This window comes from Microcystis sp. MC19 (assembly GCF_003019735.1).
Taxonomy (GTDB): Bacteria; Cyanobacteriota; Cyanobacteriia; order Cyanobacteriales; family Microcystaceae; genus Microcystis.
In genome coordinates this window covers 4,980,316-5,004,252 of the sequence record NZ_CP020664.1, presented here as the reverse complement: position 1 = coordinate 5,004,252, position 23,937 = coordinate 4,980,316, and the positions used below count along the sequence as shown (strand labels likewise).

The 23,937-nt window shown below is 39.9% G+C and carries 29 protein-coding genes and 3 pseudogenes; 17 read left to right on the top strand and 15 right to left on the bottom strand.

Going from position 1 to position 23,937, the window contains the following annotated elements:
* Nucleotide 1: 1 nt before the first annotated feature.
* The 6 genes from B5D77_RS25545 to B5D77_RS25520 form a co-directional block, all read right to left on the bottom strand.
* Nucleotides 2-913 (bottom strand): phosphatidate cytidylyltransferase, encoded by a 912-nt coding sequence (locus B5D77_RS25545; protein ID WP_008200403.1) that lies wholly within the window; start codon nt 911-913, stop codon nt 2-4.
* A gap of 48 nt (nt 914-961) precedes the next feature.
* Nucleotides 962-1,552, bottom strand: coding sequence for a precorrin-6Y C5,15-methyltransferase subunit CbiT (cbiT, locus tag B5D77_RS25540; RefSeq protein ID WP_008200401.1), 591 nt, complete (start codon nt 1,550-1,552; stop codon nt 962-964).
* 10 nt (nt 1,553-1,562) lie between these two features.
* A complete protein-coding gene (locus B5D77_RS25535; protein ID WP_255348752.1) occupies nt 1,563-1,757 on the bottom strand; it encodes a DegT/DnrJ/EryC1/StrS family aminotransferase in 195 nt (64 codons plus the stop codon).
* Nucleotides 1,758-1,861: 104 nt separating this feature from the next.
* Nucleotides 1,862-1,936, bottom strand: coding sequence for a hypothetical protein (locus B5D77_RS27590; RefSeq protein ID WP_253257798.1), 75 nt, complete (start codon nt 1,934-1,936; stop codon nt 1,862-1,864).
* Nucleotides 1,937-1,980: 44 nt separating this feature from the next.
* A complete protein-coding gene (locus B5D77_RS27585; protein ID WP_008200398.1) occupies nt 1,981-2,103 on the bottom strand; it encodes a hypothetical protein in 123 nt (40 codons plus the stop codon).
* 474 nt (nt 2,104-2,577) lie between these two features.
* Entirely contained in the window at nt 2,578-3,030 is a 453-nt protein-coding gene (locus B5D77_RS25520; protein WP_002737629.1) for an SRPBCC family protein, read from the bottom strand.
* 104 nt (nt 3,031-3,134) lie between these two features.
* On the opposite strand from B5D77_RS25520, the gene B5D77_RS25515 reads away from it, so the two are divergent.
* From B5D77_RS25515 to B5D77_RS25505, 3 genes are all read left to right on the top strand, one after another.
* Nucleotides 3,135-3,497 carry a cupin domain-containing protein gene (locus B5D77_RS25515; RefSeq protein WP_008200389.1) on the top strand — a complete coding sequence of 121 codons (363 nt, stop codon included), beginning with the start codon at nt 3,135-3,137 and terminating at the stop codon, nt 3,495-3,497.
* Between the two features lie 5 nt (nt 3,498-3,502).
* Nucleotides 3,503-4,348 carry a prephenate/arogenate dehydrogenase gene (locus B5D77_RS25510; RefSeq protein ID WP_008200387.1) on the top strand — a complete coding sequence of 282 codons (846 nt, stop codon included), beginning with the start codon at nt 3,503-3,505 and terminating at the stop codon, nt 4,346-4,348.
* 185 nt (nt 4,349-4,533) lie between these two features.
* Nucleotides 4,534-4,992 carry a nitrate reductase associated protein gene (locus B5D77_RS25505; protein ID WP_008200385.1) on the top strand — a complete coding sequence of 153 codons (459 nt, stop codon included), beginning with the start codon at nt 4,534-4,536 and terminating at the stop codon, nt 4,990-4,992.
* 265 nt (nt 4,993-5,257) lie between these two features.
* On the opposite strand, the gene B5D77_RS25500 is transcribed toward B5D77_RS25505, so the two are convergent.
* On the bottom strand, nt 5,258-5,449 hold the full coding sequence (locus B5D77_RS25500; RefSeq protein WP_008200383.1) for a DUF2949 domain-containing protein: 192 nt from the start codon (nt 5,447-5,449) through the stop codon (nt 5,258-5,260).
* 269 nt (nt 5,450-5,718) lie between these two features.
* On the opposite strand from B5D77_RS25500, the gene B5D77_RS25495 reads away from it, so the two are divergent.
* The gene (locus B5D77_RS25495; protein ID WP_008200381.1) at nt 5,719-6,675 is read left to right on the top strand and encodes a glycosyltransferase; all 957 of its coding nucleotides are present in this window, start codon (nt 5,719-5,721) and stop codon (nt 6,673-6,675) included.
* A gap of 346 nt (nt 6,676-7,021) precedes the next feature.
* Here B5D77_RS25495 and B5D77_RS25490 read toward each other — a convergent pair whose 3' ends face one another.
* On the bottom strand, nt 7,022-7,735 hold the full coding sequence (locus B5D77_RS25490) for a type I restriction enzyme endonuclease domain-containing protein (RefSeq protein WP_254053023.1): 714 nt from the start codon (nt 7,733-7,735) through the stop codon (nt 7,022-7,024).
* Nucleotides 7,736-7,781: 46 nt separating this feature from the next.
* On the opposite strand from B5D77_RS25490, the pseudogene B5D77_RS25485 reads away from it, so the two are divergent.
* A pseudogene (locus tag B5D77_RS25485) lies at nt 7,782-8,940 on the top strand (IS630-like element ISMae23 family transposase).
* 178 nt (nt 8,941-9,118) lie between these two features.
* On the opposite strand, the gene B5D77_RS27580 reads toward B5D77_RS25485, so the two are convergent.
* The 3 genes from B5D77_RS27580 to B5D77_RS27570 are packed head-to-tail and all read right to left on the bottom strand — an operon-like array spanning nt 9,119 to nt 9,907.
* The gene (locus B5D77_RS27580; protein WP_253852012.1) at nt 9,119-9,388 is read right to left on the bottom strand and encodes a hypothetical protein; all 270 of its coding nucleotides are present in this window, start codon (nt 9,386-9,388) and stop codon (nt 9,119-9,121) included.
* The gene (locus B5D77_RS27575) at nt 9,364-9,606 is read right to left on the bottom strand and encodes a hypothetical protein (protein ID WP_253860578.1); all 243 of its coding nucleotides are present in this window, start codon (nt 9,604-9,606) and stop codon (nt 9,364-9,366) included. The genes B5D77_RS27580 and B5D77_RS27575 overlap by 25 nt, the downstream gene beginning before the upstream one ends.
* Nucleotides 9,584-9,907 (bottom strand): DEAD/DEAH box helicase family protein, encoded by a 324-nt coding sequence (locus B5D77_RS27570; protein WP_255348751.1) that lies wholly within the window; start codon nt 9,905-9,907, stop codon nt 9,584-9,586. The genes B5D77_RS27575 and B5D77_RS27570 overlap by 23 nt, the downstream gene beginning before the upstream one ends.
* A gap of 201 nt (nt 9,908-10,108) precedes the next feature.
* On the opposite strand from B5D77_RS27570, the gene B5D77_RS25475 reads away from it, so the two are divergent.
* The 5 genes from B5D77_RS25475 to B5D77_RS25460 all read left to right on the top strand — a co-directional run bounded on the left by B5D77_RS25475 (nt 10,109) and on the right by B5D77_RS25460 (nt 13,168).
* Nucleotides 10,109-10,747: a GTPase family protein gene (locus B5D77_RS25475; RefSeq protein ID WP_106909921.1), complete on the top strand. Its 639-nt coding sequence runs from the start codon at nt 10,109-10,111 to the stop codon at nt 10,745-10,747.
* Nucleotides 10,748-10,787: 40 nt separating this feature from the next.
* Complete coding sequence (locus tag B5D77_RS25470) at nt 10,788-11,300, top strand: GTPase family protein (protein WP_008200362.1); 513 nt, start codon at nt 10,788-10,790, stop codon at nt 11,298-11,300.
* 103 nt (nt 11,301-11,403) lie between these two features.
* Nucleotides 11,404-11,529 carry a hypothetical protein gene (locus tag B5D77_RS27830; protein ID WP_008200360.1) on the top strand — a complete coding sequence of 42 codons (126 nt, stop codon included), beginning with the start codon at nt 11,404-11,406 and terminating at the stop codon, nt 11,527-11,529.
* Nucleotides 11,530-11,532: 3 nt separating this feature from the next.
* Entirely contained in the window at nt 11,533-11,814 is a 282-nt protein-coding gene (locus tag B5D77_RS25465) for a DUF1036 domain-containing protein (RefSeq protein WP_106909920.1), read from the top strand.
* Nucleotides 11,815-11,953: 139 nt separating this feature from the next.
* Nucleotides 11,954-13,168, top strand: coding sequence for an ISL3 family transposase (locus tag B5D77_RS25460; protein ID WP_106908196.1), 1,215 nt, complete (start codon nt 11,954-11,956; stop codon nt 13,166-13,168).
* 388 nt (nt 13,169-13,556) lie between these two features.
* Here B5D77_RS25460 and B5D77_RS25455 read toward each other — a convergent pair whose 3' ends face one another.
* A complete protein-coding gene (locus B5D77_RS25455; protein ID WP_106910069.1) occupies nt 13,557-14,966 on the bottom strand; it encodes an IS4 family transposase in 1,410 nt (469 codons plus the stop codon).
* A 251-nt stretch (nt 14,967-15,217) separates the two neighbouring features.
* On the opposite strand from B5D77_RS25455, the gene B5D77_RS25450 reads away from it, so the two are divergent.
* The 3 genes and pseudogenes from B5D77_RS25450 (at nt 15,218) to B5D77_RS25440 (ending at nt 17,323) form a co-directional block, all read left to right on the top strand.
* Nucleotides 15,218-15,421 (top strand): hypothetical protein, encoded by a 204-nt coding sequence (locus B5D77_RS25450; protein WP_106909919.1) that lies wholly within the window; start codon nt 15,218-15,220, stop codon nt 15,419-15,421.
* A 47-nt stretch (nt 15,422-15,468) separates the two neighbouring features.
* A complete protein-coding gene (locus tag B5D77_RS25445) occupies nt 15,469-15,666 on the top strand; it encodes a hypothetical protein (RefSeq protein ID WP_008205015.1) in 198 nt (65 codons plus the stop codon).
* A 438-nt stretch (nt 15,667-16,104) separates the two neighbouring features.
* Nucleotides 16,105-17,323, top strand: a pseudogene (locus B5D77_RS25440) (ISAs1 family transposase).
* A gap of 22 nt (nt 17,324-17,345) precedes the next feature.
* Here B5D77_RS25440 and B5D77_RS25435 read toward each other — a convergent pair.
* Both B5D77_RS25435 and B5D77_RS25430 read right to left on the bottom strand, forming a co-directional pair.
* Complete coding sequence (locus B5D77_RS25435) at nt 17,346-17,819, bottom strand: PIN domain-containing protein (RefSeq protein ID WP_106909918.1); 474 nt, start codon at nt 17,817-17,819, stop codon at nt 17,346-17,348.
* A 15-nt stretch (nt 17,820-17,834) separates the two neighbouring features.
* Nucleotides 17,835-18,137, bottom strand: a complete 303-nt coding sequence (locus B5D77_RS25430; protein ID WP_106909917.1) for a DUF433 domain-containing protein — start codon at nt 18,135-18,137, stop codon at nt 17,835-17,837.
* Nucleotides 18,138-18,461: 324 nt separating this feature from the next.
* Here B5D77_RS25430 and B5D77_RS25425 point away from each other — a divergent pair, with 324 nt between their 5' ends.
* From B5D77_RS25425 to B5D77_RS25415, 3 genes and pseudogenes are all read left to right on the top strand, one after another.
* Nucleotides 18,462-18,674, top strand: coding sequence for a 2-oxoisovalerate dehydrogenase E1 subunit beta (locus tag B5D77_RS25425; protein ID WP_008204776.1), 213 nt, complete (start codon nt 18,462-18,464; stop codon nt 18,672-18,674).
* Between the two features lie 459 nt (nt 18,675-19,133).
* Nucleotides 19,134-19,498, top strand: a pseudogene (locus B5D77_RS28265) (hypothetical protein).
* 3 nt (nt 19,499-19,501) lie between these two features.
* Nucleotides 19,502-19,921 (top strand): type II toxin-antitoxin system VapC family toxin, encoded by a 420-nt coding sequence (locus tag B5D77_RS25415; protein WP_008200348.1) that lies wholly within the window; start codon nt 19,502-19,504, stop codon nt 19,919-19,921.
* On the opposite strand, the gene B5D77_RS25410 is transcribed toward B5D77_RS25415, so the two are convergent.
* Nucleotides 19,922-22,342: a phosphoketolase gene (locus B5D77_RS25410; protein WP_008200346.1), complete on the bottom strand. Its 2,421-nt coding sequence runs from the start codon at nt 22,340-22,342 to the stop codon at nt 19,922-19,924.
* A gap of 555 nt (nt 22,343-22,897) precedes the next feature.
* Here B5D77_RS25410 and gap point away from each other — a divergent pair.
* A complete protein-coding gene (gene gap / locus B5D77_RS25405) occupies nt 22,898-23,932 on the top strand; it encodes a type I glyceraldehyde-3-phosphate dehydrogenase (protein WP_002739710.1) in 1,035 nt (344 codons plus the stop codon).
* Nucleotides 23,933-23,937: the final 5 nt, after the last annotated feature.

Genomic DNA, 23,937 nt, shown 5'->3' with positions numbered 1-23,937 from the left:
ACTAACGCAACAAGGGCAGCAGTAAAGTGACGAAATAATATACTAGGGGAGCGGTGAAGACATAACTATCAGTGCGATCGAGTATACCACCGTGACCGGGGATTAACTGTCCGGAATCCTTGACCCCGGCATCGCGTTTCATCATCGATTCGGTCAAATCGCCCAATAAACTGACAATACCAATTAATAGGCCCAAAATTAGGCCCGTCAGCTGCCAATAGGGCCAATCTAAATACCAAGCACCCACCTCGGCCACCGCTATACTGCCTAAAATGCCAAAAAAGGAACCTTCCACGGTTTTTTTGGGACTAATCAGCGATAAACTGGTTTTTCCTAACCATTTTCCCATGATATAGGCTCCGATATCGGCGGCCCAAATGCAACCGAAGGCCAGAAAAGTCACCGTCAAAGCGGCCGGGAATAATTTCGGTTCCATCCACGATTCCGGCCAATATCCCATCAGGGGTAAGTTACTGGCCATGGCCACGGGACTACTTTCCGGGGAAAAACCGACCCGTAAACGAATCCAATAACTGGGTAAGTAACCACCGTAAAACAGACCGAGAATTGAGGTGGAAATGTCGGCAATTGTCGCCATTTTTGGCTGAAAGAGCAGATAAAAACAAATTAACGCCCCGGCCAGGGGAAACATGGCATCGGTGAGGGGGGCTGCCATAGTTGCCGTCAGCAGTAGTAATTGTGAAACTACGAGAGTGGTTTTAGCGGCCGGTTCAATGCCTTTGGCGCGAACTAAGCGAAAATACTCTAATTGTCCCAAAAAGACGATAACACCGATGCCGAGGGTGAAATACCAACCCCCAACGATAATAATTCCCAGTGCGAAGGCAATAGCAAAAATAGCGCTGACAATGCGTGGCCAAGGCATGGTTAATCCAGAAAAGTTAGGCGGCATTGTTTTAATTATATAGATTAAGAAAACTTTATGGAAGGTTATCCACAATTAAAGTTTATCGCCGCTCAGGATAAACATGGGATCAACGGCGGCAAAAATTTGGTGAATACCCCTAGTTTCTAGGCGATTTACTGCCGCTTGGACAATCTCGATATTACGCGCCTGTAAATTAGAAAAGCCTTCGGAAAATTGATAGAGGGTTTCTAAGTTATTGGCCGTGGCCACGATGCGGCCGTTGGGTTTCAGGTATTGCCACACTTCTTGCAGGACCGATTTAATCGGTTTGCCGCCCTCGATACAGACGCGATCGGGTGCTAGGGATATATTGGGCAGACAATCCGGGGCGCTGCCTTCAAAAACCGTAACATTTTTTACCCCGAAGCGATCGCAATTACGGCGGATTAAACTGGCCACTTCTTCATCCCTTTCAATGGCAATAATCGGACTATTGGGGCATAATAAGCCAATTTCAACGGGAATAGTGCCGGTTCCTGCGCCGATATCCCAGAAAACCCCCCCATCACCTAACCGCAAAGCGGAAATCATCAATAATCTCACCTCGCGTTTACTCAAGGGAATCCCGGGCAAACGTTCAAACAGTTCATCGGGAATACCGGGGGTTTTATATAACCAAGTCATGGGGGGTCAATTATTGAGAAGCTTCACTACCAAGCATTATTATATAAATTTGTCCAATTTTCTTTATTAAGTAAACGGGGACTTTTCTAGGGATAAAACCCTGATTATAGAGACTTCCTACCGCATCACAGTTATCCTCAACTACCCAGAGGTGATGTTTTTCAGCAAAAGCCATCACCGCTTCTAAATTAAACCGATTTCCCAGGGTAAGCTAAGACGCATTTAAAGCACTTATTCTTAAGATTAGCCGAATCTCCCCCAATCCCTTTACTGTTGCCTCTTGCCTCTTGCCTCGTCTCAACAAGCAATTTAAATGCTTAACAGCTTATGAGCGATCATAATCGCTTTAGTCTTCTCTGACAAGGCCGGTTCTAGCTGCTCGATGTCGAGGTCATAACCGGGTAATTTAACGTCTAAAAAGACGGGAATTAGCTGATTTTAAAAGTGGGATTAACTGTGGTCGGGAAACCGGCGGCGACGGTAATGACTTCATACCCCAGTTTAAGTTGTTTTTCCCCTAGTTTAGGGGAAGTTAAGGCACTTAAGGCCACTAAATTGGCCGAAGAGCAAGAATTGTGTGCAATAGACCTCTTGCAAAAATCAAAAATCTGACCTTAGGTGAGGAGTCAGGCGCCAGTAGTCAGGAGTCAGGAGAATTAAGAATGAGCATTAATCAATTAAATGCTCTATTTAGAGATTTTATGCAATTTTATGTCTATTTTTCTCATTTTTGCACTCTCGAAAATTAATTATGCAAGAACTCTAATATCTGTCTAAAAAAATTTTGTCAAGCGAGTCTATCCAGTTTATTGCTAAACAGTCTCTTAAATCTTATGGCAGTTATCTTCATGGTGAGGTAGAAAGTTTCCGTTTTGGGGAGTCGGTCGTCCGTAGTCAGCAATAAGCTGTACTGCCTTAAAACCGCGCACGGGAAATTTTAGTACAAATGCTACCCACCTCTCCTTGTTCATAGACAGTCTTAACAAGTGTTTTAGATAGTCAACAGCTTACTGCTAATGATTACCTCACCTTGGCGGTGTATTATTGACAATATTGAGCGCATAAAGGCGAAAACGCTCTAGATCGGCTTGCAGGGTTGATTCTACCACTCGACCGAGGAAAAGATTATCCATCAATTTTCCTAACCAACCAGGTATAGCATAGGCTGCTGTCAGTCGCACAATACTCCTACCATGACGGTCATAAAAACGAATTGCCCCGCGGTTAGGCAACCCGTCCACGGATTCCCATTGAATCATCTGATGGGGGACAATTTTCAGTATCCGTGACAACCAAGTAAATTCTAAACCACCACTGGCTAACTTCCAACGGGAAAGCTCTGGCTCCTCCTCGAGAATTTTCACCGATTCGATCCATTTCATCCAGTGGGGCATTTGTTCTAAATCTGACCAGAGCTCCCAAACCAGATCGATCGGCGCGTCCACTTCTACTTGTACACTATGTTCTAACCAAGTCATTCGTTAATTCTGGCGATGCTGAATATTTCTATGATAACGGCTATTAGTCTTTAGTCTTTAACTCAATGATAAAATAAAAACAATCTTCGAGGTCTAATTTTACTATGTTAATCAGAAAACTGCTCGAATGTGAGGAATTCATCGCCGGTGATCATACCCGATTACGGGAGTTATTGCATCCCGATAAACAGCCGTTAAATCTACGTTATAGTTTAGCCCATGCCCAGGTAGATGTGGGGGAAACTTCTACTCCCCACGCTTTAAAAACTGCGGAGGTTTATTATATTCTGCAAGGACAAGGGGAAATGCACATCGATGAGGAAGTGCAATTAGTGACCGTCGGTGCTGCCATTTATATACCTCCTCTGGCTAAACAATATATTCATAATTGTGGGGAGGAACCCTTAGTTTTTTTGTGCATTGTTGATCCCGCTTGGCGAGTGGAAGACGAAATTATCTTTGAGTAAAACTAATGAATATTGGCATTATCGGACTGGGCTTAATCGGTGGTTCCTTGGGGTTAGATTTTCGATCACAAGCTTATAAGGTTTTGGGAGTTTCCCGTCAACAATCCACCTGTGATATCGCCGTAGAAAAAGGAGTGGTAGACGAATCCAGCACCAGTTTAGAATTATTGGCTACTGCCGATTTAATCTTTATCTGTACTCCCATACATTTAATTGTGCCAACTTTGCACAAATTAACTCCCTATTTAAAACCCCAAGCCATTGTCACCGATGTGGGATCGGTTAAAGGGGCAATCGTCGCCAATTGTAGTCAATTGTGGCCCAATTTTGTCGGTAGTCATCCTATGGCCGGGAAAACCGAACAGGGAATTAATGCAGCACAATTGGGTTTATTTGTCAATACCCCCTATCTGATTACTCCCCTTGAATCTACCCCTAACTTTGCCCTAGAAATCCTAACTAAAATAGTACACAAGTTAGGCTGTAAAATTTACTATTCCTCCCCCGAAGAACACGATCGAGCCGTGGCCTGGATTTCCCATCTGCCAGTAATGATTAGTACCAGTTTAATCCAAGCTTGCGCGCAAGAACAAGACCCGAATATTCGCGAATTAGCGGAAAATTTAGCTAGTTCTGGTTTTCGCGATACCAGTCGCGTCGGTGGTGGCAATCCCGAATTAGGTTTAATGATGGCTCAATACAATCGTCAAGCTTTATTGATAACCTTGGCAAATTATCGGCAAAATCTTGATCAAATTATTGACTATATTGCAGGAGAACAATGGCAGGAACTAGAGAAAATTCTCATTTCTAGTCAGCAATATAGAGACGATTTGATTCAACAAAAATAACATTTTGCCCAGTTACGGCTCTCCCAGCTTTGGTGGGTAAAATGTATTTTAAGATACATTTATCCTAGCGAGGGGGTGGAACGAACCACAAAGACACAAAGGACACAAAGATCGATCGATCCTATGTCAATTAAACTTATCACACAGAACCTAGAAGAGCCCAGTTACTAAACCGATAAAATTATATGACCACCTTTTTTGAATTTGAGTCCGAATTTGTTGACTCCTTACGTTGTATCCCGATGACAGTAAGAATGAAACTAGATACCTGTGGAGTTAAATTAAAATTATCCCATTGGATGCAGTTAACTCAACCAGAAAGAATGGTATTAGTTAATATGGCTTGTACGACGGCAGCAGAAGCCAAAATCTATCGAGATTTTCTGCAAAAATTAATCACCGAAAAAACTGGCACTCCCCCGGGAGAACTAGCGATAGATCCCCATCCCCCTTGGCTAGATGATAGCCAGATTCCCGATACAGTCCTAGAAAAAGCCCGAGAATTCCAGATCGAAATTAGTTTAGAACAATGGCAAAAATTGCCACCCTCCCAACGGTTTGCCCTGATTAAACTCAGTCGTCCTAGCCACGAAAATCTTAACTTTTATCCGGCCCTAAAAGAGTTCCATATAGTCGATGACTAATTTCTTCCTATCTTACTGTCATGACAAGCAAAAAGGCGATCAAGTGGATAAATTATTATGTTAGACCAGATAAATCTCGAATTAAAACGGGGGGAATAGCGGATGATAGCCAGTTTAATTAGTGCCAGCAAAGGTGAGGTTTTCGGCTATGGTAAACCTTAATGCGACTTAATCCAGGGGGATAAAATTAAATAAATTGCCGCTCTGGGGATTGGTCAGTTCTCTTAATAAAAATGATAATTAACGAACTATTATTGGAAAATAATTAGACAGTTTCCATCCAGTCAAAAACTTGATTCAATTGCGACAAATCGATTAACCCGTACTGCCATAAAACCATCGGTAATGAACCCACCGATGCTTCACAGAGACGCAGGGCCATATCGAGGGAACGGGGGGAAATTGCTAATTTTTCCAAGAGAAAAAGGCGGAGTTGTTTTTGTTGATGAGCTTCCATGATTAAGTATCATTTGTAACGATAATCGGATTATTGAATAACTTATCCTCTATTAAAAAGAGATACTTCCCTCACGGGGATCACCCAATTGGGTGATTTTGTCTAGCAATTAGAATAATTTAAGGATTTATCCATAATATGTCCTACTATCCCGAAATTGCGAGTGGGGATATCAACACTTCCTCGACGTAGAAAAATGAGAAAGGGGAACTTTTGGGATAAGCTATTGATAACCTAGTTTTTGCCCGAGTGGGAGAGAATTGCCCCCAATGAGTCATGCTCCTCAAGTTTCCGTAATTATTCCTTGCTATAATCAAGGTTCCTATCTCGATGATGCGATCGCATCTATTTTGGTACAAACATACCAAGATTTTGAAATCCTTGTCATTGATGATGGCTCCACAGAACCGGAAACCATCGAGATTTTACAAGATTATCAACAGCCAAAAACCCGGATCATCCGCACAGAAAATCAAGGGGTTGCCACAGCGAGAAATCTAGGAATTGCCCAAGGACAAGGAACCTATATTCTTCCCCTTGATGCCGATGATAAAATTGCCGATTCCTATCTAGAAAAAGCGGTTACTTTGCTAGAAGGTAATCAGCAATTAGGGATAGTTTATTGCGAAGCGGAGTATTTTGGGGATAAACAAGGAACTTGGCCGCTGCCTGAGTATAAATTTCCCGATATATTAGTAGATAATATGATATTTTGCTCCGGTTTGTTTCGGAAATCTGATTGGGAAACTGTGGGGGGCTATAATACTAATTTAATTTATGGTTGGGAAGATCACGATTTTTGGTTATCTCTGATCGAATTAGGTCGAGAAGTCTATCGTATCCCGGAAGTGTTATTTTTCTATCGGCAAAAAGCTGCTTCTATGAGTCGCTCAATGACCGCAGAACAATATATTTATTCCTATACCCAACTTTTTGATAATCATCCCCAACTTTACTCCCAAAATATCCAAGCCATTTTTGCTGCTTTGGTCACCTTAAGAGTCGATATATTCGCTCAGTTGGAACGGGCCAGAGAACGAATTAAACAATTAGAAATTAATGAGCAAGAATTGCAACAAGAATTGCAAAAAACCCAATTGGATTATCGAGAAGCTGACAGTAAAATAGCCGCCATGGAAAAAAGTAAATTCTGGCAAATGAGAAGAGCTTGGATTAAAATGCAAAAATTGCTAGGATTGCTGGAAAAAGACCCTATTTATTCTTAATGGGACTTAAACGATCAACAAGGGCCGATAATTTTCGGCTCTTTTGGATTTGGTGGGTAAAATGTATTCTGAGATACAGTCCTGCTGGCGAGGGAGTGGAGGGAACCACAGAGACACAGAGGACACAAAGATCGATCCTATGTAAGTTAAACTTATCACACAGAACCTAGAAGAGCCTAATTTTCTGGAAACATAGTCTTTAAAGCCTTGTCTGGCAAGACTCCTAAGAATGATCAGCACTGATTATCACACAAAGTCGAGGAGAGCCCAAATATTTAGGAACGGTGGTGATTATTAGAGCTAAAATCAGCAACTTCGGAAAAGCGAAATATGGACAGTCCAGAATCTAGGCAGCCGCACTGTAATAAGGCGAAGGCAGACTCGGATAAACTCGCCGGATGTGGCGGAAGACTTCTTCCGTTTTTTCTTCCACTTCTTCTTCCGTGTAGAGATCGACGGGTAAACCAGTATTATCGCTGTATAAAAAGTTGTGAATAGTAGTTTTAACCTCCGCCCGACTGGATTCTTTATCTGGCCAACGATCGATCTTTAGTTTCTCTTGTTTTAGGGTTTTCAAAAGCTGCGTGGGGATCTGTTTAATTTTTTCAATGTCTTGCGGTGATAGATTCTCTTTGGTTAAAAGGTCGAACAGGGCTAGGGATTCCTCGTCTAATCCCTCGCTAACCGCCCGTTGGGACTCTTGATCGAGTTCCTGAATGAATTCTAATAAGGCCTCGAAGGTCTGTTTGATCGCCACCCGCTCCTTCTCGAAATTATAATCAGCGATGATCCGCTCGTAATGCTCTTGAAAGTTCGTCCGTTGCAGATTCTGCTCGAGCATTGTTCGGAGACGATTTTCGATGGCGTTTTTGAGAGTTTGGACGGTGGTATTCTTGCGATCGCTATTAGCGAATTCCTGTTTCAGACGCTCGAAGTTGATTTTACTGATGTCGTACAGTGGGGTATCATCGGCCCTCGCTTCGGTGGTTACATCGATCGCCCCGTCGATTACCGATCGCATTTCCAAGAGAATTTCCCCAATGTCTAAGCTAAAACGCACTTAAACCACCTAAAATAGAAATAGTAACTTGAGAAAATTCCTACTTATGCCAGCCAAAGATTTCCTAGACTTAGAAGAAAAGAAAAACTTACAAAAAGCTCTTAAAGAAGAAGAAAGAGCAGAGGTTAGGGAAAGAATTTTAATGTTTCTCTTGCTAAACGACGGAAAAACTCAACGAGAAATAGCTGAGTTTATTGGCTGTTCACTCAAAACAGTCGCCCATTGGTGTGTTCAGGGCGATCCTAACAATATAGAAAGTCTAGAAGATGGGAGAAAAAATGGAAATCATAAAAAAGCCACAGAGGAATATATTAATTTACTATTGAAAATAGTTGATGAAGACCCGAAGGAATTGGGATATGAATTCGGGAGATGGACAGCGGCAAGATTAGCAGAGCATCTAGAAAAGGAAACAGGAATTAAACTGAGTGGCTCGCAAGTGAGAAGAATATTGAGAAGAAAAAAGTATGTGTATATCTGGGCAAAATATAGTCTAGAAGATAAGCAAGACAAGAAATTAAGAAAAGCATTTAAAGAAAAATTAGATGAATATTTAAAGTTAGCGAAAGAAAAGCCAGAGTCAATCCAGGTATGGTTTTGGGACGGGGCTTTCAAGGTGGCGACGCAGGTTCGCCACACAGCCCCTCATGAATGTGGATTTAGTTTGAGAGTAATAAGAAGGAGAGCTTGGACAAAAAAAGGAAAGCGAAAAAAAAGTGAATGGGCAAAGAAAAAGAGGAAGGGTGAATGTGATGGGAGCCTTAAGATATAATGATAAAAAAAGAGTCTGTTTTATGATCAAAAAAGGAAATTCAGAAACTTTCCATGAACAATTAAAGAAACTTCATGAAGAGATTCGTCAAGAATGGATAAACTTGGGAAATCTGCCCGAAGATTTTCGAGAAAAGGGGCCGAAGATTATCATTATATTAGACAATGCTAGTTATCACAAAAAGAAAGATGTTATTGAGCAGGTGGAAAAAGAGTTGCCCAATATTAGGCTAGAGTTTTTACCAGCTTATAGTCCAGATTACAACCTAATAGAATTAGTGTGGCATTCCGCTAAAGAATACATAGCTAATCGAGAATTTGAAAATAAAGAAGAACTGGAAAAAGTAGTCAATCAGCTTTTAAATGAAGGGGGATTGATTATTAAATGGAGTAGAAAACTTAAAAATAAGGGTAATGCTGTCAATGTAACTTAAATGCGTAAAAGCTTATTAAACCTCTTGCATAATTAATTTTTGAGGGTTCAAAAACGGTAAGAATAAGGATTAAATTGCATAAAATCCTTAAATAGACCATTTAATTGATTATTGTTCATTCCTAATTCTCCTGACTCCTGACTCCTGACTCCTGACTCCTAACAACAATTTTTGATTTTTACAAGAGGTCTATTTTCTCCCGATCACCTTGAACGCATTTATAGATAAGTTTAATCGTGTCGTGAGCCGGACGGTAGTGATTAACCGATGGCTGATTAAGACAGGCCTTAAAAAGATGGAAGACCTCTTGAGAGAGGAGTCCAAAATTTTGTCGGGCCTGATCACTTCGATTGATCGCTTCTTTCGCGTCGTTAATGGCTTTATTGAAGGCGAAACTAGGTATTTTATATTCGAGGAGCGCGTCTAGGGATGCGTTACTTTCCCCCAAAAATTCTTTAACTGCCTCGATCGGGCCAATTCATCCAGTAAATTTTCTTGCGGTTTCGTGGGGTCGAGACTAAGATGGTTTTCCCTGCGTCCCTGATCGGAAATTTGGGCGATATGGGCGAGAGCTTGGCGGAGATTTCTGAGGATTCCGCAGTAATCCACGATTAAACCGTTGGTTTTGCCCTCGTTAACCCGGTTAGCACGAGCGATCGCTTGCATAAGTGTATGAGCTTTCAGGGGTGCCGGTAAAACCGATAAAACCAGCACCCGGAAGTGCAGCCCGGAGGTTGCTGGCTAGGGTTCCGTACTGGGTTCGGTGGGCTTCGTCGCTGATAATGATAATATCGTTTCGGGAGTTGTAGGGTTGGTCGGGATTGACGGTTTGGTTGAATTTCTGGATGAGGGTGAAAATATAGGCTTTATGCTCTCCCAGAAGACTCTGTAAGTGTTCGTTACTGGAAGCTCGGCAGAGTTCTTGCTCGTTATTGGTCAATCCGGAACCGGCAAAGGTATCAAGTATTCGGGGGGGTAGGTAAAAGTGCCAGTTGGTATCCTTACGAGGAGTTATTTTTTAAACACTTACAGTGATAAGCTGTTCGTAATTTAAATTGCTTGTTGCGACGAGGCACTCTTGCAAGAGGCAACCCCCCCGACGTCGGTAGGGGGGGGGAGTTCGGCTAATCTAAGAATAAGCGGTTTAAATACGTCTTAGCTTAGTACAATGATAATACAAAGTAGTTTACCAACTTTAGCTAGTTTTGGTCAAAGAGGGACAGAAAAGACTAGCTTATCCAATACTCTTTTTGGACTAAATTGGTGTACGGATTATGCTGTGGCTTGTACTCAAGTTGTAACTCGCCATGAAGGTAAGATTTTATCTGAAATTAATAAGGGTGAGGACTGGACTTGGCAACTTTGCGACACTCCGGGAGTTGGCGAAAGTGAATATGCTGACGAAGAACATTTTGCACAAGTATATGAAACATTTCACTCTGCCGATGTAATTTTATGGGTTATTCAAGCTGACACTCGCGCTTTTGCTGAGGATCAAAAAGCACTTTTAAAACTTACGGACAATGGTAAAAATCGAACTCAAGCACATTATGTCATTGCACTTAATCAAATTGATCGGGTTTATCCAGAAAATTGGGATTCTATGAAAAACTGTCCTTCTCCCGAACAATCATCTTTTATTCCTGAAAAAATAGATATCGTATATGAACGATTTTCTCTGTATATTCTCATTAGAAAAACTAACATCGTACCTTGCTCAGTTCTTTTAAGTTATGGACTTGAGAATCTCGTAAACGTCATTAATGAGTTTGAACCAAAAGGAGTATCTTGCAATGAGTTTATTTAATAAAAAAGTTTCCTCAGAATAACAAAAGATTGTTGATAACTTGCGTAAAGTACTAGGTGATCAAGACTTTAACTTATTAGAAAGTTTAATTGAAGAAGAACTTAAAAATCCTCCTAAAGTAGCTGTTATCGGCAAAGCAGGGGTAGGTAAAAGCACCACAATCAATGCCCTATTTAATTTAGATGAAAAAGTAAGTCATACTACTCATGGTACAACAGAAGCAAGCAAGAAAATTGTTGAATTACCCAAAGGTGTTAAGCTGGCAATAATTGATATGCCCGGCATGGGAGAAGATTTGGAACTGGATCAAGAGTATGCCAAAATTTATGAAAAAATTTTACCAGAAGCCGATGTAGTCCTGTATGTCATTCAAGCGAATTTGAAAGCATTGCGAGAAGATATAGTTATCCTCAGAGACATCGTTCAAAATGTTATGGGTAATTTGAAAGGTCGCCTTGTTATTGGTCTAAATCAAGTTGATAAAATTGGTCCCGGTACTTGGAATACTAAATTTAATTATCCTTCTCCTGAGCAGGAAGACAACATTAATTAATCGTCGTTGCCGAGCAATTCAGAAAGAATTAAGTTCAGTGCTTTCTATTAAGGTCGAGCAAGTCGAGTATTATTCGGCGGAAAAGCGTTAGAGACTCTATAATGTGCTGTCTGCTATTATCAAAGCGGCAGGAAAAACTGGCTGGAAGTTGGCTATTAATCCTGCCGATCCAATTGAGTTAGCAGCTCCTGCTGTCCAAGATTTACTAAGACGTGAATTGGAGGATTAAACGATGCTTCAGTTTGAAAATAAAACCTCTATGCCAGTTTATTTGTCTATTGCTCATTATGACTCTTCTGAAGGTATGTTTATGACAGAGGATTGGTGGTGCATTCATTCAAATGAGACAATCACGCCCTATGCCAAGCAACTTGATAATCGATACTACTATTTCTATGCTCATAGCAGTGGAAATAATTTTGAGTGGGCTGGAGATACAGAACTAAATGTTTTTCATCAGCCGTTTAAACTTGGCTCTTCGGGAATTGTTATGCAAATAATTAACTTAAAATAAAATTCGATGAGAGTACTTAAGCTCAAAAGTAGCTGAAATCCATACGGGGAAGGACTTAAGGCACAAACAGGTTAATGCCAAAAGATAGACAATTGAGTTAAGATTTGATATAATAGCCAAAAACCAGAGTATTTTACTTATGATACTTGACAAATTTTTGAACCTAAAAGGAACGTCTATTCAAGGCTATCTACACCTAGAAAATATCGGTATAGTTTGCCGAATCGAATCGAAAAATCAAAAAGCAACCTGTCCTCATTGTGGGTTAGAGAGCGATAAACTCCACCAAAATCATCGACATTTAGTCAAAGATTTACCAATCTCAGGACAACCAGTGTACCTACAGGTTAATCGTCGTCAATTTAAGTGCGATAATTGTCGAAAACCCTTTAGTGAAGAGTTAGATTTTGTCGCCAAGAAACGAACCTATACGAAAAGACTAGCCGAGAATATACTCGAACAATTAAAAGAAGGAGATATTTTAAATGTTAGCCGAAGAAATGACGTAACGGAAGAAGAGATTCAAAGAATGATAGAGGACATCGCCGAAGAAATTACAGAGCCAGACCTATCGGAATTAAAAAGACTAGGAATTGATGAAATCGCTCTAGTCAAAGGGCAAAAAAATTACTGTGCAGTTTTAGTAAATTTAGATACGGGAAAACTAATAGCTATTCTAGAGAAGCGAACACAAGAAGAGTTGAGGGAAACGCTTACGGGATGGGGAAAAGAGGTGTTAGAGCAAATTGAAGAAGTGAGCATAGACCTTTGGTTGCCCTATAAAAATCTGGTGAAAGAATTGATGCCATCGGCCGAGGTAGTCGCTGATAGATTCCATGTAATGAAACAAATTAATCAAGAGTTAGACGAACAGAGAAGAGCAGAAAAAAGAGCGGTAGAAGCGCAGAAAAATAAAAAACAGAAAGCGGAAAAAGAAGCGAAGCTAGAAGTTTTAAAGCGAAGTAAATATAGCTTGTTAAAAAATGAAAAAGATTTAACGGAACCCCAAAAAATTAAACTAGAAGCTATCAAAGAAACTTTTCCAAATTTGAAAAAGATGCAGGAATTAAAGGAAGAATTTAGAAATATTTATGAAACCTCAGAGAATCCGACAGAGGGAATGCTATCCATCTCGGAATGGTTGGCAAAATCCTCCAGTGTTTTTACCAAGAGTTGTCAAACAATCCGAAACTGGTTTGGAGAAATAATTAGTTATTTTGAGCGAAGGACAACGAATGGGGTGGTCGAGGGAATCAACAATAAACTTAAACTAATAAAACGGAGAGGCTATGGCTTTAGAAACTTTCGGAATTTTTGGGTTAGAAGTATGTTGTCTTGGCATCTTGTCTGTTGATTTAGCATAAAGAGTAACGAAGAGCCTTAAACTTAAAGAACCATCTCACTGCGTTACATCTCACAGTACTAAAAAATTTAAGAAACTAGATGTTGGTAATAGTAAAAGCTATCTTGTCAGATTAACTCATCACTCCAGCTCTCCTTTAAGTGAAGAAGATCAAATTTTTATAAAAATATTTAGGGATGCAAAACAACTTAAATAGAAAATTTTTATGAATTAAAATCACGAAAATGTTAAATATTTATATTTAACACAAGAAACACTATTGATGTGCCTAAGTAGGTAGGCGTTAAAAGTTGTCAGATACCCCCCTTATCAAGCTATCCATTAGTCACATCTTTCTTAACATAAAATTTGACAAAAAGAGAAAAGTGTGCCAGATGGCTCAAGGGGGTTCTATGGGGGGACTAATTTGATGAGATAGTTTCCAAGTCTGGCTGATATCATGTAACCTTCGCAGTCCCAACCAAATAGTTTTAACACCTGGTTCACCGTCACCTTTTCTACCTAAAAACCCCCCAAGAGAAGCAATCATTCTGACCGCTTCTCGAAAGGAGGGCGGCTTTTCAGGTGGCGGACTCTTTTTATGAATAGTGGCACACAAAGATTGCCATTCATGTTCTTCCAAAAAACTTTCACAACTCTCCTCTCCGTGTAAGCGTGCTTGATAGGTTAACCAAAGTAATCTCCAAGCTACAATTGAATAGGTAGCTAAGGCCATCTCAATTCTCCGACCCGTTTCTAATTGCAGTTTTTCTAATCCACAACCACTTTTTAAAACAAAATGATAGCGTTCTATTAACCAGCGATAACTATACCAGCGCACACAGGTTATCGCTGATTCAAAGCTACTAATGTCTAGGCTAGTTAAGAGGAGCCAACTGATAGGATTAACTCCAGGACGCGGATTTTCTTCTTCAGCTAAAATTACCTGTAATTTGACCGGTTGACGAGGGTTCGCTTTCGAGTGATGCTTAGGTACTTGTATTTCAAAACTGGCAAATCTAACTGTTAGTTTAGCTAGTCTAGCCTCGTGATTAGGATTGCGTTTTACTTGCACATCTAGGCTACCACAGGCTTTTATTTCTCTGATGGATTGATGTAAATATTTAGTCTCTGGATGCCCTGACCTTTGCTTGTCTTCGAGATAGTTAACTTTTCGGTTATGAGTTCCTCGAATTAATAAATGAGAGTTAGGATTTCTTGACTGGGCAAATAAATCAAATATGTCTGCCTCAGAATCTCCGATTGTTACTACTTGAATTTCTTCGGGTATTTGTTGTTGTGTTTCTGACAAAGAATCTAACCATCTTTGACTTTCTTTTTCTTGAGTTTCTCTTTTTTTTCTTTGCTTGGCAATCCCTAAATTCTTTTCTTCTCTTGCCCAGACATATTGATTAATCAGTCCTAAAGGTACTCCTTGCGCTGAGACTCCTAAGGTGGTATGAACTTTGAGACCAAAGGATGTTTTACAATCTAGATAACCCATTCCTTTTTTGGCTTTTTGCGTCGTAAAGTCTAAACTTGTTGTGTCTTGCACTGCCAAAACTATTGGATGTTCTTTGATTCTTTCTACTGTACTTTTAGCTTGGGCGGCAATTATATCTGAGGGGTGAAAATAGGGGGAATTCCAAAAGTCGTAGGTGGCACTGGCGGCGGCTAGATTTCCCGAAGCTTGTGGCACACTTGTACTAGGTTGGCTGGCCAAGTTTTCTACGATACTGATTAACCTTTTCTTTCTTCTGGTGTCCCCTAGGTCTGCATACTGTAATTCTTGGGCTGCCCATTTCTCCATTTTTTTGCTTACCTCCACCTTAATTCCTTCTTTCAAAACTATACCTATCAATCGTTTCCCCTTTTTTTAAGTTTCTTCTCTTTTTGTTAAGAAAGATCTGACTAATGGATAGCTTATCAAGGGGGGCAGGGGGGATCGAACCTAAAATCCATTTTTAATTTAATTATAACCAGCTACTTATATTAATTTTATACTCGAAAGAATAGAAAGGTTTAAATTTTTACAATAACCCAAACAAATCGAGGTTTTTTATGACTCTAAAGTACGAAGATTTGGCTGAAGATGAACAATACTTTATAGATAAAATTCGAGGATTATCTCAGTCTAAGAGAGATGCCTTGAAGAACAGTGAAAATGCTTTTTTAACATGGATTAAGACAGAGGTTCCAAAAATATGGAAAAAAATTTCTGGTGCTGTTAAAGATTTATGGAACTGGTTTAAAAGTTTATTTTAAATCCTAAAACCACATCATATTAAATACTTATCAAGAGCCTATACCTTATGGAATTAACACCTGAAGAACAAGAAATTATCCAACGCTTTCGTCAACTTTCTGTGTCTCAAAAGAAAGCCGTTCTTTCCAGTACACATTCTTTTATGGAGTGGATTAAAGTAGTAGCAAGATGGATTTTAGAAGCATTACTAGGATCAGAGGTTGTCAGAATCTTTGAGGATTTGAAAAAATTAATTTTCGGATAATTCGGTTATCTGCAAACGTTTTTTTGTCTTTTTTATGGAGTTTCTAGTAGCTCATCTTATCGGGTGCATTAACAGAGTATAATGCGCCTTATTTCTTGTTATTGATGGATTCCCACCATAACTTTAAATCACTTTCATTAATCTTTTTTTGAAGATATTCAATCTGATCTGAATAGCTGAGATTTTTCATGTCTTCAGCCATTTTTTCTTGACTGGTTTGTTTAAAAGCTAAACAGTCAAAACTTTTTTTAATTGCAGGGTAAGCTCATCTAATTTGGTATAAATTGTACTTGACAAAGATTTCTGAATAGGGTAATCAAATCGCCATAGCACCGTCCCGCACTGCCAGTACCCAGACTTAGCCGCTGCTACCTCTGTATAATTTATAATTAGCCTTAGTCTCACTGTTGTTGATGAAAATTAATGAGGAAATAGCTCATGGGTAAAGGTTTTGCTCCCGTTCTCCCCACCGGAAATAAAGCTCAACTAAAACCTGAGCTTCCTTTAACATCAATAAATGAAATTCAAGCTAGTTTATTGACTTATCTTCAAGATATTCCTGACCCAAGAGCGTCCCGAACCCAAAAACATTTATTAACTGATATTTTAGTCATTGCTGTTTTAGCAGTTATAGCAGGAGCCAAAGGTTGGGAAGACATGGAAAATTATGGACTCAGTAAGCAGTCTTGGTTATCTGAGTTTTTAGAATTACCTAATGGCATTCCTTCTGATGACACTTTTCGGCGGGTTTTTGAACGGATTAACCCGGAAGTTTTGGACAAAGTTTTGTCTCAATGGCTGCCCCATTTAATCGGTTCTCTTTCGGGGGAAATAGTTCCCATAGACGGGAAAAGTCTCAGAGGTTCTTACGACCGTAATCAAGGAATTAAAGCCTTGCATTTAGTGACGGCTTGGGCGGGGGAGCAGAAATTAGTTTTAGGACAAGTCAAGGTGGAAGATAAATCCAATGAGATTACTGCTATTCCCGCTTTACTAGAACTGTTAGACCTTCAAGGGGCAATTATCACCCTAGATGCTATGGGAACTCAAACGGCGATTATTAATCATATTCAAGCCAAAAAAGCTGACTACGTTGTCGCCCTTAAAGCTAATCATCCGACTCTTTATACTCAGGTCAAAAACTGGTTTGAGCAAGCTCAAGCACATCAATTTGATGGTATTCAATTTAGTTATGATTACCGTCTGGAAAAAGGTCATCATCGCCTCGAAAAACGTTGGTGTTGGGCTGTACCTTTAGAAGCTTTCGGCGGTCTTTATCAACAGGCTCAATGGCAAGGACTTCAAAGTATTATCATGGTTAAACGAGTTCGTCATCTTTGGAATAAAACCACTTGTGAAGTCCAATTTTATCTCAGTTCTCTCCCTGCTGATGCTCAAAAAATAGGTAATGCTATTCGTAAACATTGGGGCATTGAAAATCAGGCTCATTGGATTTTAGATGTTACTTTTAATGAGGATCAATGTCGGATTCGCTCTGGTCACAGCCCTCGTAATGGGAGCCTTCTTGAGACGAGTAGCACTTAACGCTCTTAACCAGGAATCCACTTACCGACGTAGTCTGGCACAAAAAAGTAAACGGGCGGCCATGGATAATAACTATATGATGGCTGTGCTGAAAGCCTTTTGTCAAGCCTAATTGAGATGCTCTTACCCTGTTTTTAATTGTCGTTGGCTTCATCAATTGTTACCTCTAAAGGAGAAATAATATTCAAAATCCCGTAGCCATTGAGTAAATTAATTTGATTATAGCCTTTCATTTTATCTAGGCGCACAATATGTTTAAAATTCCATGATATGATTGCATCCGCTCTAGCTATTGTAGCAGCCGCTACATGAGTAGCATCATTAATAGACTTTGATGTAACAACTCCTTCATTGATATAAGCATTCCTTAACTGTAAAACTTCAGCTGTTATCTTAACTATTTCAATAACTCTCTGCGGAATCGATAATAAAATATCTTTAACCGCTTGGGAGGCATTAATTAATTCGCTAACAATGATATCACTCATTAACAAAATAAACTTTTCTTGCTTAATGGCTTCCATCAATTGATTGGACTCTAAGGAAAATTCATCATCTAAACAGAATCCAATGACTGATGTATCGATATAAACTCTAAGTTTTTTCATAACGATTTTAGCTCGTCAATTTAATATTTTCTCAATTAAAGATGGTTTGTTGCCTTGTAGTTGTTTAGCAAAAGTTTCTCCTGCTTCAAGTTGTCGTCTAATTTCTTCTCGATTGTCATGGTAATAGGCCAAGGCTGCATAAACATCTGCTAGGGTGATAGTAGGATGATGATAAATAATTTTATCTGGTGACATTCCCATTCTTTCATGCCAAATTACAATATCTTGAACTTTAATTCGATGTCCAGCAATACGAGGTTTTCCGCCACAGATACTAGCAGTGATTTCAATATGTTGTGAGATAACTAAAGATGACATAATTACTTGCCAATAATATTCATAAATTGTTATTATCATACCATTTTTTCCCCAGTAAGGCCACATCAGTGCGATCGCCTCTGTTTTAGTGCGCTCGCCGATTTGGTAGATTGGGTTGAGGCACGAAACCCAACATGATCAACTATTAATTTATTTGGTTGGTGTTGGGTTGCACTTTGTTTAACTACATTTTGGCAATAAAGAGGCGATTAGGGTTGATAAACGGCGAACGCTAATCTTGTAAGCTTTAAAAAGTGCTATATAAAAAACTAAACAAACTATAATTAAAATTACTGCAAAAATTTAGAGAGTAAAGAAGGAAATATGACAGAAATAGTTTTTTTAGTGGAAGATGCACCGGAAGGGGGATATACAGCAAGGGCATTAGGCGAGTCTATTTTTACCGAAGCCGATGATTTACAATCTTTACGAGAAATGGTAAAAGATGCCGTTAATTGTCATTATAATGATAGGGAAAATCGCCCTAAAATTATTTGTTTACATATTGTTAGAGTGATGAATTTTTGCTTTTTTTAAATAATGCTTCTTCAATTAGAAAATCAAGTTTTCCAGCTATGTAATCTTCCTCAATTTGTTTTTACCACTGTTGATCGTGTAACTTATTGATCCAATTTCTTAAATACAAAAATTCATCAGAAGTAAGGCTTTCAATTTCCGCTTGAATTAATTGTATTTTTGTCATCTTAGTATCTTTCCACAACAATAGTTCAAATTTGAGTTTTATATTATCATTTTTTCTGTAAAAATGGGAATTTGCGATCGCATTTGGCAGAATATTGGAAGTGTGATCGCTTTTCTTGTCGGGTGCATTAACAAAGTATAATGCACTTTATTTGTTGTCTATTGATAAAATGATCCAAAGACGTTAATTTAAAAGATTGAGGTAAAGCAGTTTGTTGGGTTGGTCTTGTGTTAAAATTGGGTTAGAGCTAGTCTGAATCATTTATCCTGTATCATTTAACTGTGGAGAAAACTATGCTAAAAACCTTTAAAGCAATTTTGAAAAATAATACCCTTCAATGGCTTGATGAAACCCCTAAAATTAACTCCGAATATCCTGTTAATGTTTATAAGTACCTAAGCAAAATTAATTACACATATCTAACCACCTCTTGCCTCCTGCTTTTTGCCTCTTGCCTATCTTCACTAGGAAATTAATTTTGCACGACTACTTATTACCTTACTAGAAGAAAATATCATTGGTGAAAATCGATCTAACGGTCAAAAAATGGCCAATGCTTTGAAAAAAAAATGCTAATAATAATACTTTTACTGATGTTGATACCCAACAGTGGCAACAACAAAATTGGTGCGATCGCTCTCTTCCTGATCGGGATTAAATCATGTTATTAGATAGCAATATTATTATCTATGCCGCTCAATTAGAAAATGAGTTTCTCCAGGAGTTTATTGCAGAAAATTATCCTTATGTATCTGCTTTATCCTATCTGGAAGTTTTAGGCTACCATCGGTTAAATCATCAGGATAAAGTCTATTTTGAAGAATTTTTTAATGTTTCTCAAATCTTACCCATCTCTCAACCTGTAATTAACCAAGCAGTAACTTTAAAACAAATCAGAAAGATGTCCTTAGGAGATGCCATTATTGCGGGAACAGCTTTCGTTTATAATTTAACAATTGTAACTCGCAATATTGATGATTTTAATTGGCTTAGTAAATTAAATATATTTAGGTGGAATAGGCAGATGAAATTTATCGGTAAACTAATAAATTATCATCACCTAAACCACTTTCTAGCCTAATTAATAGGGCCATTTCCAGTTAGTAATCTCGTCTTTATCGATACCATTGGTAAAAGCATAATCGAGATTATCGATAATAGCATTTTTCATCCGTTCCTTCACATGACCGGCAGCAGAACCTAATTTTGGCACGCGATCGATGACATCAATTACTAAATGAAAACGATCCACTTGGTTACGAATCGCTAATTCTAGGGGAGTATTAATATTCCCTTCTTCTTTGTAACCGCGCACATGAATACGTTCCTGATTACTGCGACGGTAGGTAAGTTTATGAATCAGCCAAGGATAACCGTGGAAATTAAAAATAATTGGCTTATCAGGGGTAAATAAACTATCAAAATCCCGTTCCGATAAACCATGAGGGTGTTCACTTTCAGACTGTAATTTAAACAGATCAACCACATTGATAAAGCGAACTTTTAAGTAAGGGAATTCCTCCCGTAGAATTGCCGTTGCTGCCAAAGATTCTTTAGTGATAATATCCCCACAGCAAGCCATAATTACATCTGGTTCATCGGGATTAGTTCCATCATCATCGTTACTTGCCCAATCCCAAATACCGATACCTTTGGTGCAGTGTTTAATTGCTTCCTCGATAGTCAAGTATTGCAGGTGTTTCTGTTTATCAGCAACGATAATATTAGTGTAATCCTTGCTCTTGAGACAGTGGTTAGCCACACTTAATAAACAATTCCCATCGGGGGGAAGATAAACCCGCACCACGTCGGCACTTTTATTAGTTACTAAATCGATAAAACCGGGGTCTTGGTGACTAAAACCATTGTGATCCTGCCGCCAAACCACCGAGGATAATAACAGATTCCAAGAGGAAACAGAAGCACGCCAAGGCACATGATTTTTGCAGATATCGAGCCATTTAGCGTGTTGGTTGAACATGGAATCAATAACATGAGCAAAAGCCTCGTAGGAGTGAAATAAACCGTGACGACCAGATAATAAATAACCCTCTAACCAACCGACTAAAGTATGTTCACTCAGCATCTCCATCACACGACCATCGGGAGATAATTGACTACCATCTAAATCCTCTGGATAGGTATCAGCTAACCAAGCTTTTTTAGTCACTTCATAGAGAGCCGCTAAACGATTAGAAGCGGTTTCATCCGGACCAAAAACGCGAAAATTAGTCATATTATTTCGCATTACATCCCGCAAAAATACCCCCATCACTCCCGTGTTTTCCGCTTCCACCTGGCCCGGGTGGGTGATATCTACGGCATATTGACGAAAATCGGGCATTTTTAGGTCTTTCCGCAGCAATCCGCCATTAGCGTGGGGATTAGCACTCATGCGACGATGACCAATAGGAGCGAGTTCTTTAAATTCCGGCTTAAATTTACCCGTGGTATAGTCAAATAATTCCTCCGGGTTATAGCTTTTCATCCACTCCTCTAATTTTCTCAAGTGGTCGGGGTTTTCCTGCATAGCACCCATGGGGACTTGGTGAGCGCGCCAGAATCCTTCCACTTTATGACCATCAACGTTTTTCGGACCTGTCCAACCCTTGGGGGACCGGAGGATAATCATCGGCCAGGGGTAACGTTTAGCCACTCCTGTGCTGCGAGCTTCCTGTTGATAGGAGCGAATCTGATTGATACAGTGTTCTAGGGTAGCGGCCATTTTTTGATGGCAGTGCATGAGGTCTTCATCCTCCTTACATTCGACGATGTAGGGAGTGTAACCGTAACCGACAAAGAGACTTTCTAACTCGTGGGTCGAAATACGGGAGAGAATGGTGGGATTAGCGATTTTATAGCCGTTTAAGTTTAAAATTGGCAGTACCGCACCATCGCGAATCGGGTTAAGGAATTTATTCGAGTGCCACGCGGTAGCAAGGGGACCGGTTTCTGCTTCCCCATCACCCACCACCACGGCCGTAATAAGGTCGGGATTGTCAAAAACAGAACCGTAGGCATGGGAAACACTATAACCCAGTTCGCCGCCCTCATGGATAGAACCGGGGGTTTCGGGGGTGACGTGACTGCCGATGTGACCGGGAAAAGAAAATTGTTTAAAGAATTTTTGTAATCCTTCCTCGTCTTCACTTTTATCGGGGTAAATTTCCGAATAGGTTCCTTCTAGATAAACCGGACCGAGTACCCCCGGCGCTCCATGGCCAGGACCTGCCATAAAAATCACATCGAGGTCGTATTTTTTGATTAAACGGTTGAGGTGAACGTAGGTAAAACTTAAGGCCGGACTTGCTCCCCAGTGACCAAGTAAACGATACTTAACGTGTTCGGGTTTAAGATGTTCTTTAAGCAGGGGATTATCGCGCAGATAAATCATACCTACAGCTAAATAGTTACAAGCGCGCCAATAGGCATGGGTTTTGTAGAGTTCATCTTGAGAAAGGGGATTTTGTTCTGTTAAGGGTCTTTCTGGTGCGGATACCATGAATATTTCTCCAATATCTATGAACGATGAGATTAAGAGAGTTGATAGACAATTTCTCCAGATTATCGAGAGGGTTAACCCTCGGTCAGTTTTCAAACTGTAATCAAGAGTCTAACCTTTTGGGGCGCAAAAAACTATTAAAATAAGCTATATTTTGCCAATCCGGCTAGGGGAATTTATGTCAGTCGGGCGGGGTTTTTAAATCGCTTTTAAAGGCATATTAATATGTTCTTAACTTAGGAATCCACAAATTCTCAGAAAGCTTTTAATTATTTTTTAATGTCAACTTTTCCCAAAAGGCTATATAATCATATTTTCGTTGGTCGGCAAGGGTCTAATCAGGTTTTCTCGATGCCGGTGGCGGGGAAGACTAGGGTAGAAAATTTATTATTTTTTATCTTGGAAGCACTGAAACTTAAAATCTTTCTATACTTCATCTAGCGATCAATAAAAGCTGATTAGCATATATAGTGATTCTCTACAGGCTAATCAATTCTCGGATTGTTTTTTCTTGATCGTGCCTAAGCTTATCGCAGCTGCAAAGGAGTTTTTTTCATGACAAAAGTAAGAGTCGCCATCAACGGATTCGGTCGTATCGGTCGCCTCGTTTTTAGGGCGGGTATCCAAAATCCTGATTTCGAGTTTGTTGGTATAAATGATCTGGTTCCCTCCGATAATATTGCCTATCTGCTCAAATACGACTCCACCCACGGACGTTTTCAGGGTACGGTAGAAGCAAAAGAAGATGGCATCGTCGTGGATGGTAAGTTTATCCCCTGTTACTCGATTAAAGACCCCGCTCAACTGCCCTGGGGTGCAACCGGGGCCGATTATGTGGTCGAGTCCACCGGTTTATTTACCACCGCAGAAGGGGCAGGAAAACATCTAGAAGCTGGGGCTAAACGGGTGGTTATCTCCGCACCCACCAAAGACCCCGACAAGATTCGTACTATTGTACTAGGCGTTAACGATAATGAGTACGATCCCGCTAAAGATCTGATCGTCTCTAACGCTAGTTGTACCACCAATTGTTTAGCCCCGATCACCAAAGTTATTAACGATAACTTCGGACTAGCGGAAGGATTAATGACCACGGTACACTCGATGACCGCCACTCAACCCACCGTCGATGGTCCATCGAAAAAAGATTGGCGCGGTGGTCGCGGCGCCGGTCAAAATATTATCCCCTCCTCCACGGGAGCAGCCAAAGCAGTAACCCTAGTTATTCCTTCCCTAAAAGGCAAATTAACCGGTATGGCCTTCCGTGTGCCAACTCCCAACGTTTCGGCGGTGGATTTAACCTTTAAAACCGAAAAAGCCACCAGTTACGAGGAAATCTGCGCCGCTATGAAAGCCGCCAGCGAAGGACCGATGAAAGGTATCCTCGGTTATACCGATGAGGAAGTGGTATCGAGTGACTTTATCACTGACCCCCGTTCCAGTATCTTTGATGCTAAAGCTGGCATTCAACTTAATGCCAATTTCTTTAAGGTCGTCTCTTGGTACGATAACGAATGGGGTTACTCCTGCCGGATGTTAGACCTGATGAAAATGATGGCAGCTAAGGAAGCAACCCTAGTAACAGCTTAAATCAG

Bases quoted from the DNA above. Each gene is read 5' to 3' on its own strand.
- B5D77_RS25545 (WP_008200403.1), bottom strand. From the start codon at position 913: ATGCCGCCTAACTTTTCTGGATTAACCATGCCTTGGCCACGCATTGTC.
- cbiT (WP_008200401.1), bottom strand. From the start codon at position 1,552: ATGACTTGGTTATATAAAACCCCCGGTATTCCCGATGAACTGTTTGAA.
- B5D77_RS25520 (WP_002737629.1), bottom strand. From the start codon at position 3,030: ATGACTTGGTTAGAACATAGTGTACAAGTAGAAGTGGACGCGCCGATC.
- B5D77_RS25515 (WP_008200389.1), top strand. From the start codon at position 3,135: ATGTTAATCAGAAAACTGCTCGAATGTGAGGAATTCATCGCCGGTGAT.
- B5D77_RS25510 (WP_008200387.1), top strand. From the start codon at position 3,503: ATGAATATTGGCATTATCGGACTGGGCTTAATCGGTGGTTCCTTGGGG.
- B5D77_RS25505 (WP_008200385.1), top strand. From the start codon at position 4,534: ATGACCACCTTTTTTGAATTTGAGTCCGAATTTGTTGACTCCTTACGT.
- B5D77_RS25500 (WP_008200383.1), bottom strand. From the start codon at position 5,449: ATGGAAGCTCATCAACAAAAACAACTCCGCCTTTTTCTCTTGGAAAAA.
- B5D77_RS25495 (WP_008200381.1), top strand. From the start codon at position 5,719: ATGAGTCATGCTCCTCAAGTTTCCGTAATTATTCCTTGCTATAATCAA.
- B5D77_RS27575 (WP_253860578.1), bottom strand. From the start codon at position 9,606: ATGCAAGCGATCGCTCGTGCTAACCGGGTTAACGAGGGCAAAACCAAC.
- B5D77_RS25475 (WP_106909921.1), top strand. From the start codon at position 10,109: ATGATAATACAAAGTAGTTTACCAACTTTAGCTAGTTTTGGTCAAAGA.
- B5D77_RS25465 (WP_106909920.1), top strand. From the start codon at position 11,533: ATGCTTCAGTTTGAAAATAAAACCTCTATGCCAGTTTATTTGTCTATT.
- B5D77_RS25460 (WP_106908196.1), top strand. From the start codon at position 11,954: ATGATACTTGACAAATTTTTGAACCTAAAAGGAACGTCTATTCAAGGC.
- B5D77_RS25455 (WP_106910069.1), bottom strand. From the start codon at position 14,966: ATGGAGAAATGGGCAGCCCAAGAATTACAGTATGCAGACCTAGGGGAC.
- B5D77_RS25450 (WP_106909919.1), top strand. From the start codon at position 15,218: ATGACTCTAAAGTACGAAGATTTGGCTGAAGATGAACAATACTTTATA.
- B5D77_RS25445 (WP_008205015.1), top strand. From the start codon at position 15,469: ATGGAATTAACACCTGAAGAACAAGAAATTATCCAACGCTTTCGTCAA.
- B5D77_RS25435 (WP_106909918.1), bottom strand. From the start codon at position 17,819: ATGAAAAAACTTAGAGTTTATATCGATACATCAGTCATTGGATTCTGT.
- B5D77_RS25430 (WP_106909917.1), bottom strand. From the start codon at position 18,137: ATGTCATCTTTAGTTATCTCACAACATATTGAAATCACTGCTAGTATC.
- B5D77_RS25425 (WP_008204776.1), top strand. From the start codon at position 18,462: ATGACAGAAATAGTTTTTTTAGTGGAAGATGCACCGGAAGGGGGATAT.
- B5D77_RS25415 (WP_008200348.1), top strand. From the start codon at position 19,502: ATGTTATTAGATAGCAATATTATTATCTATGCCGCTCAATTAGAAAAT.
- B5D77_RS25410 (WP_008200346.1), bottom strand. From the start codon at position 22,342: ATGGTATCCGCACCAGAAAGACCCTTAACAGAACAAAATCCCCTTTCT.
- gap (WP_002739710.1), top strand. From the start codon at position 22,898: ATGACAAAAGTAAGAGTCGCCATCAACGGATTCGGTCGTATCGGTCGC.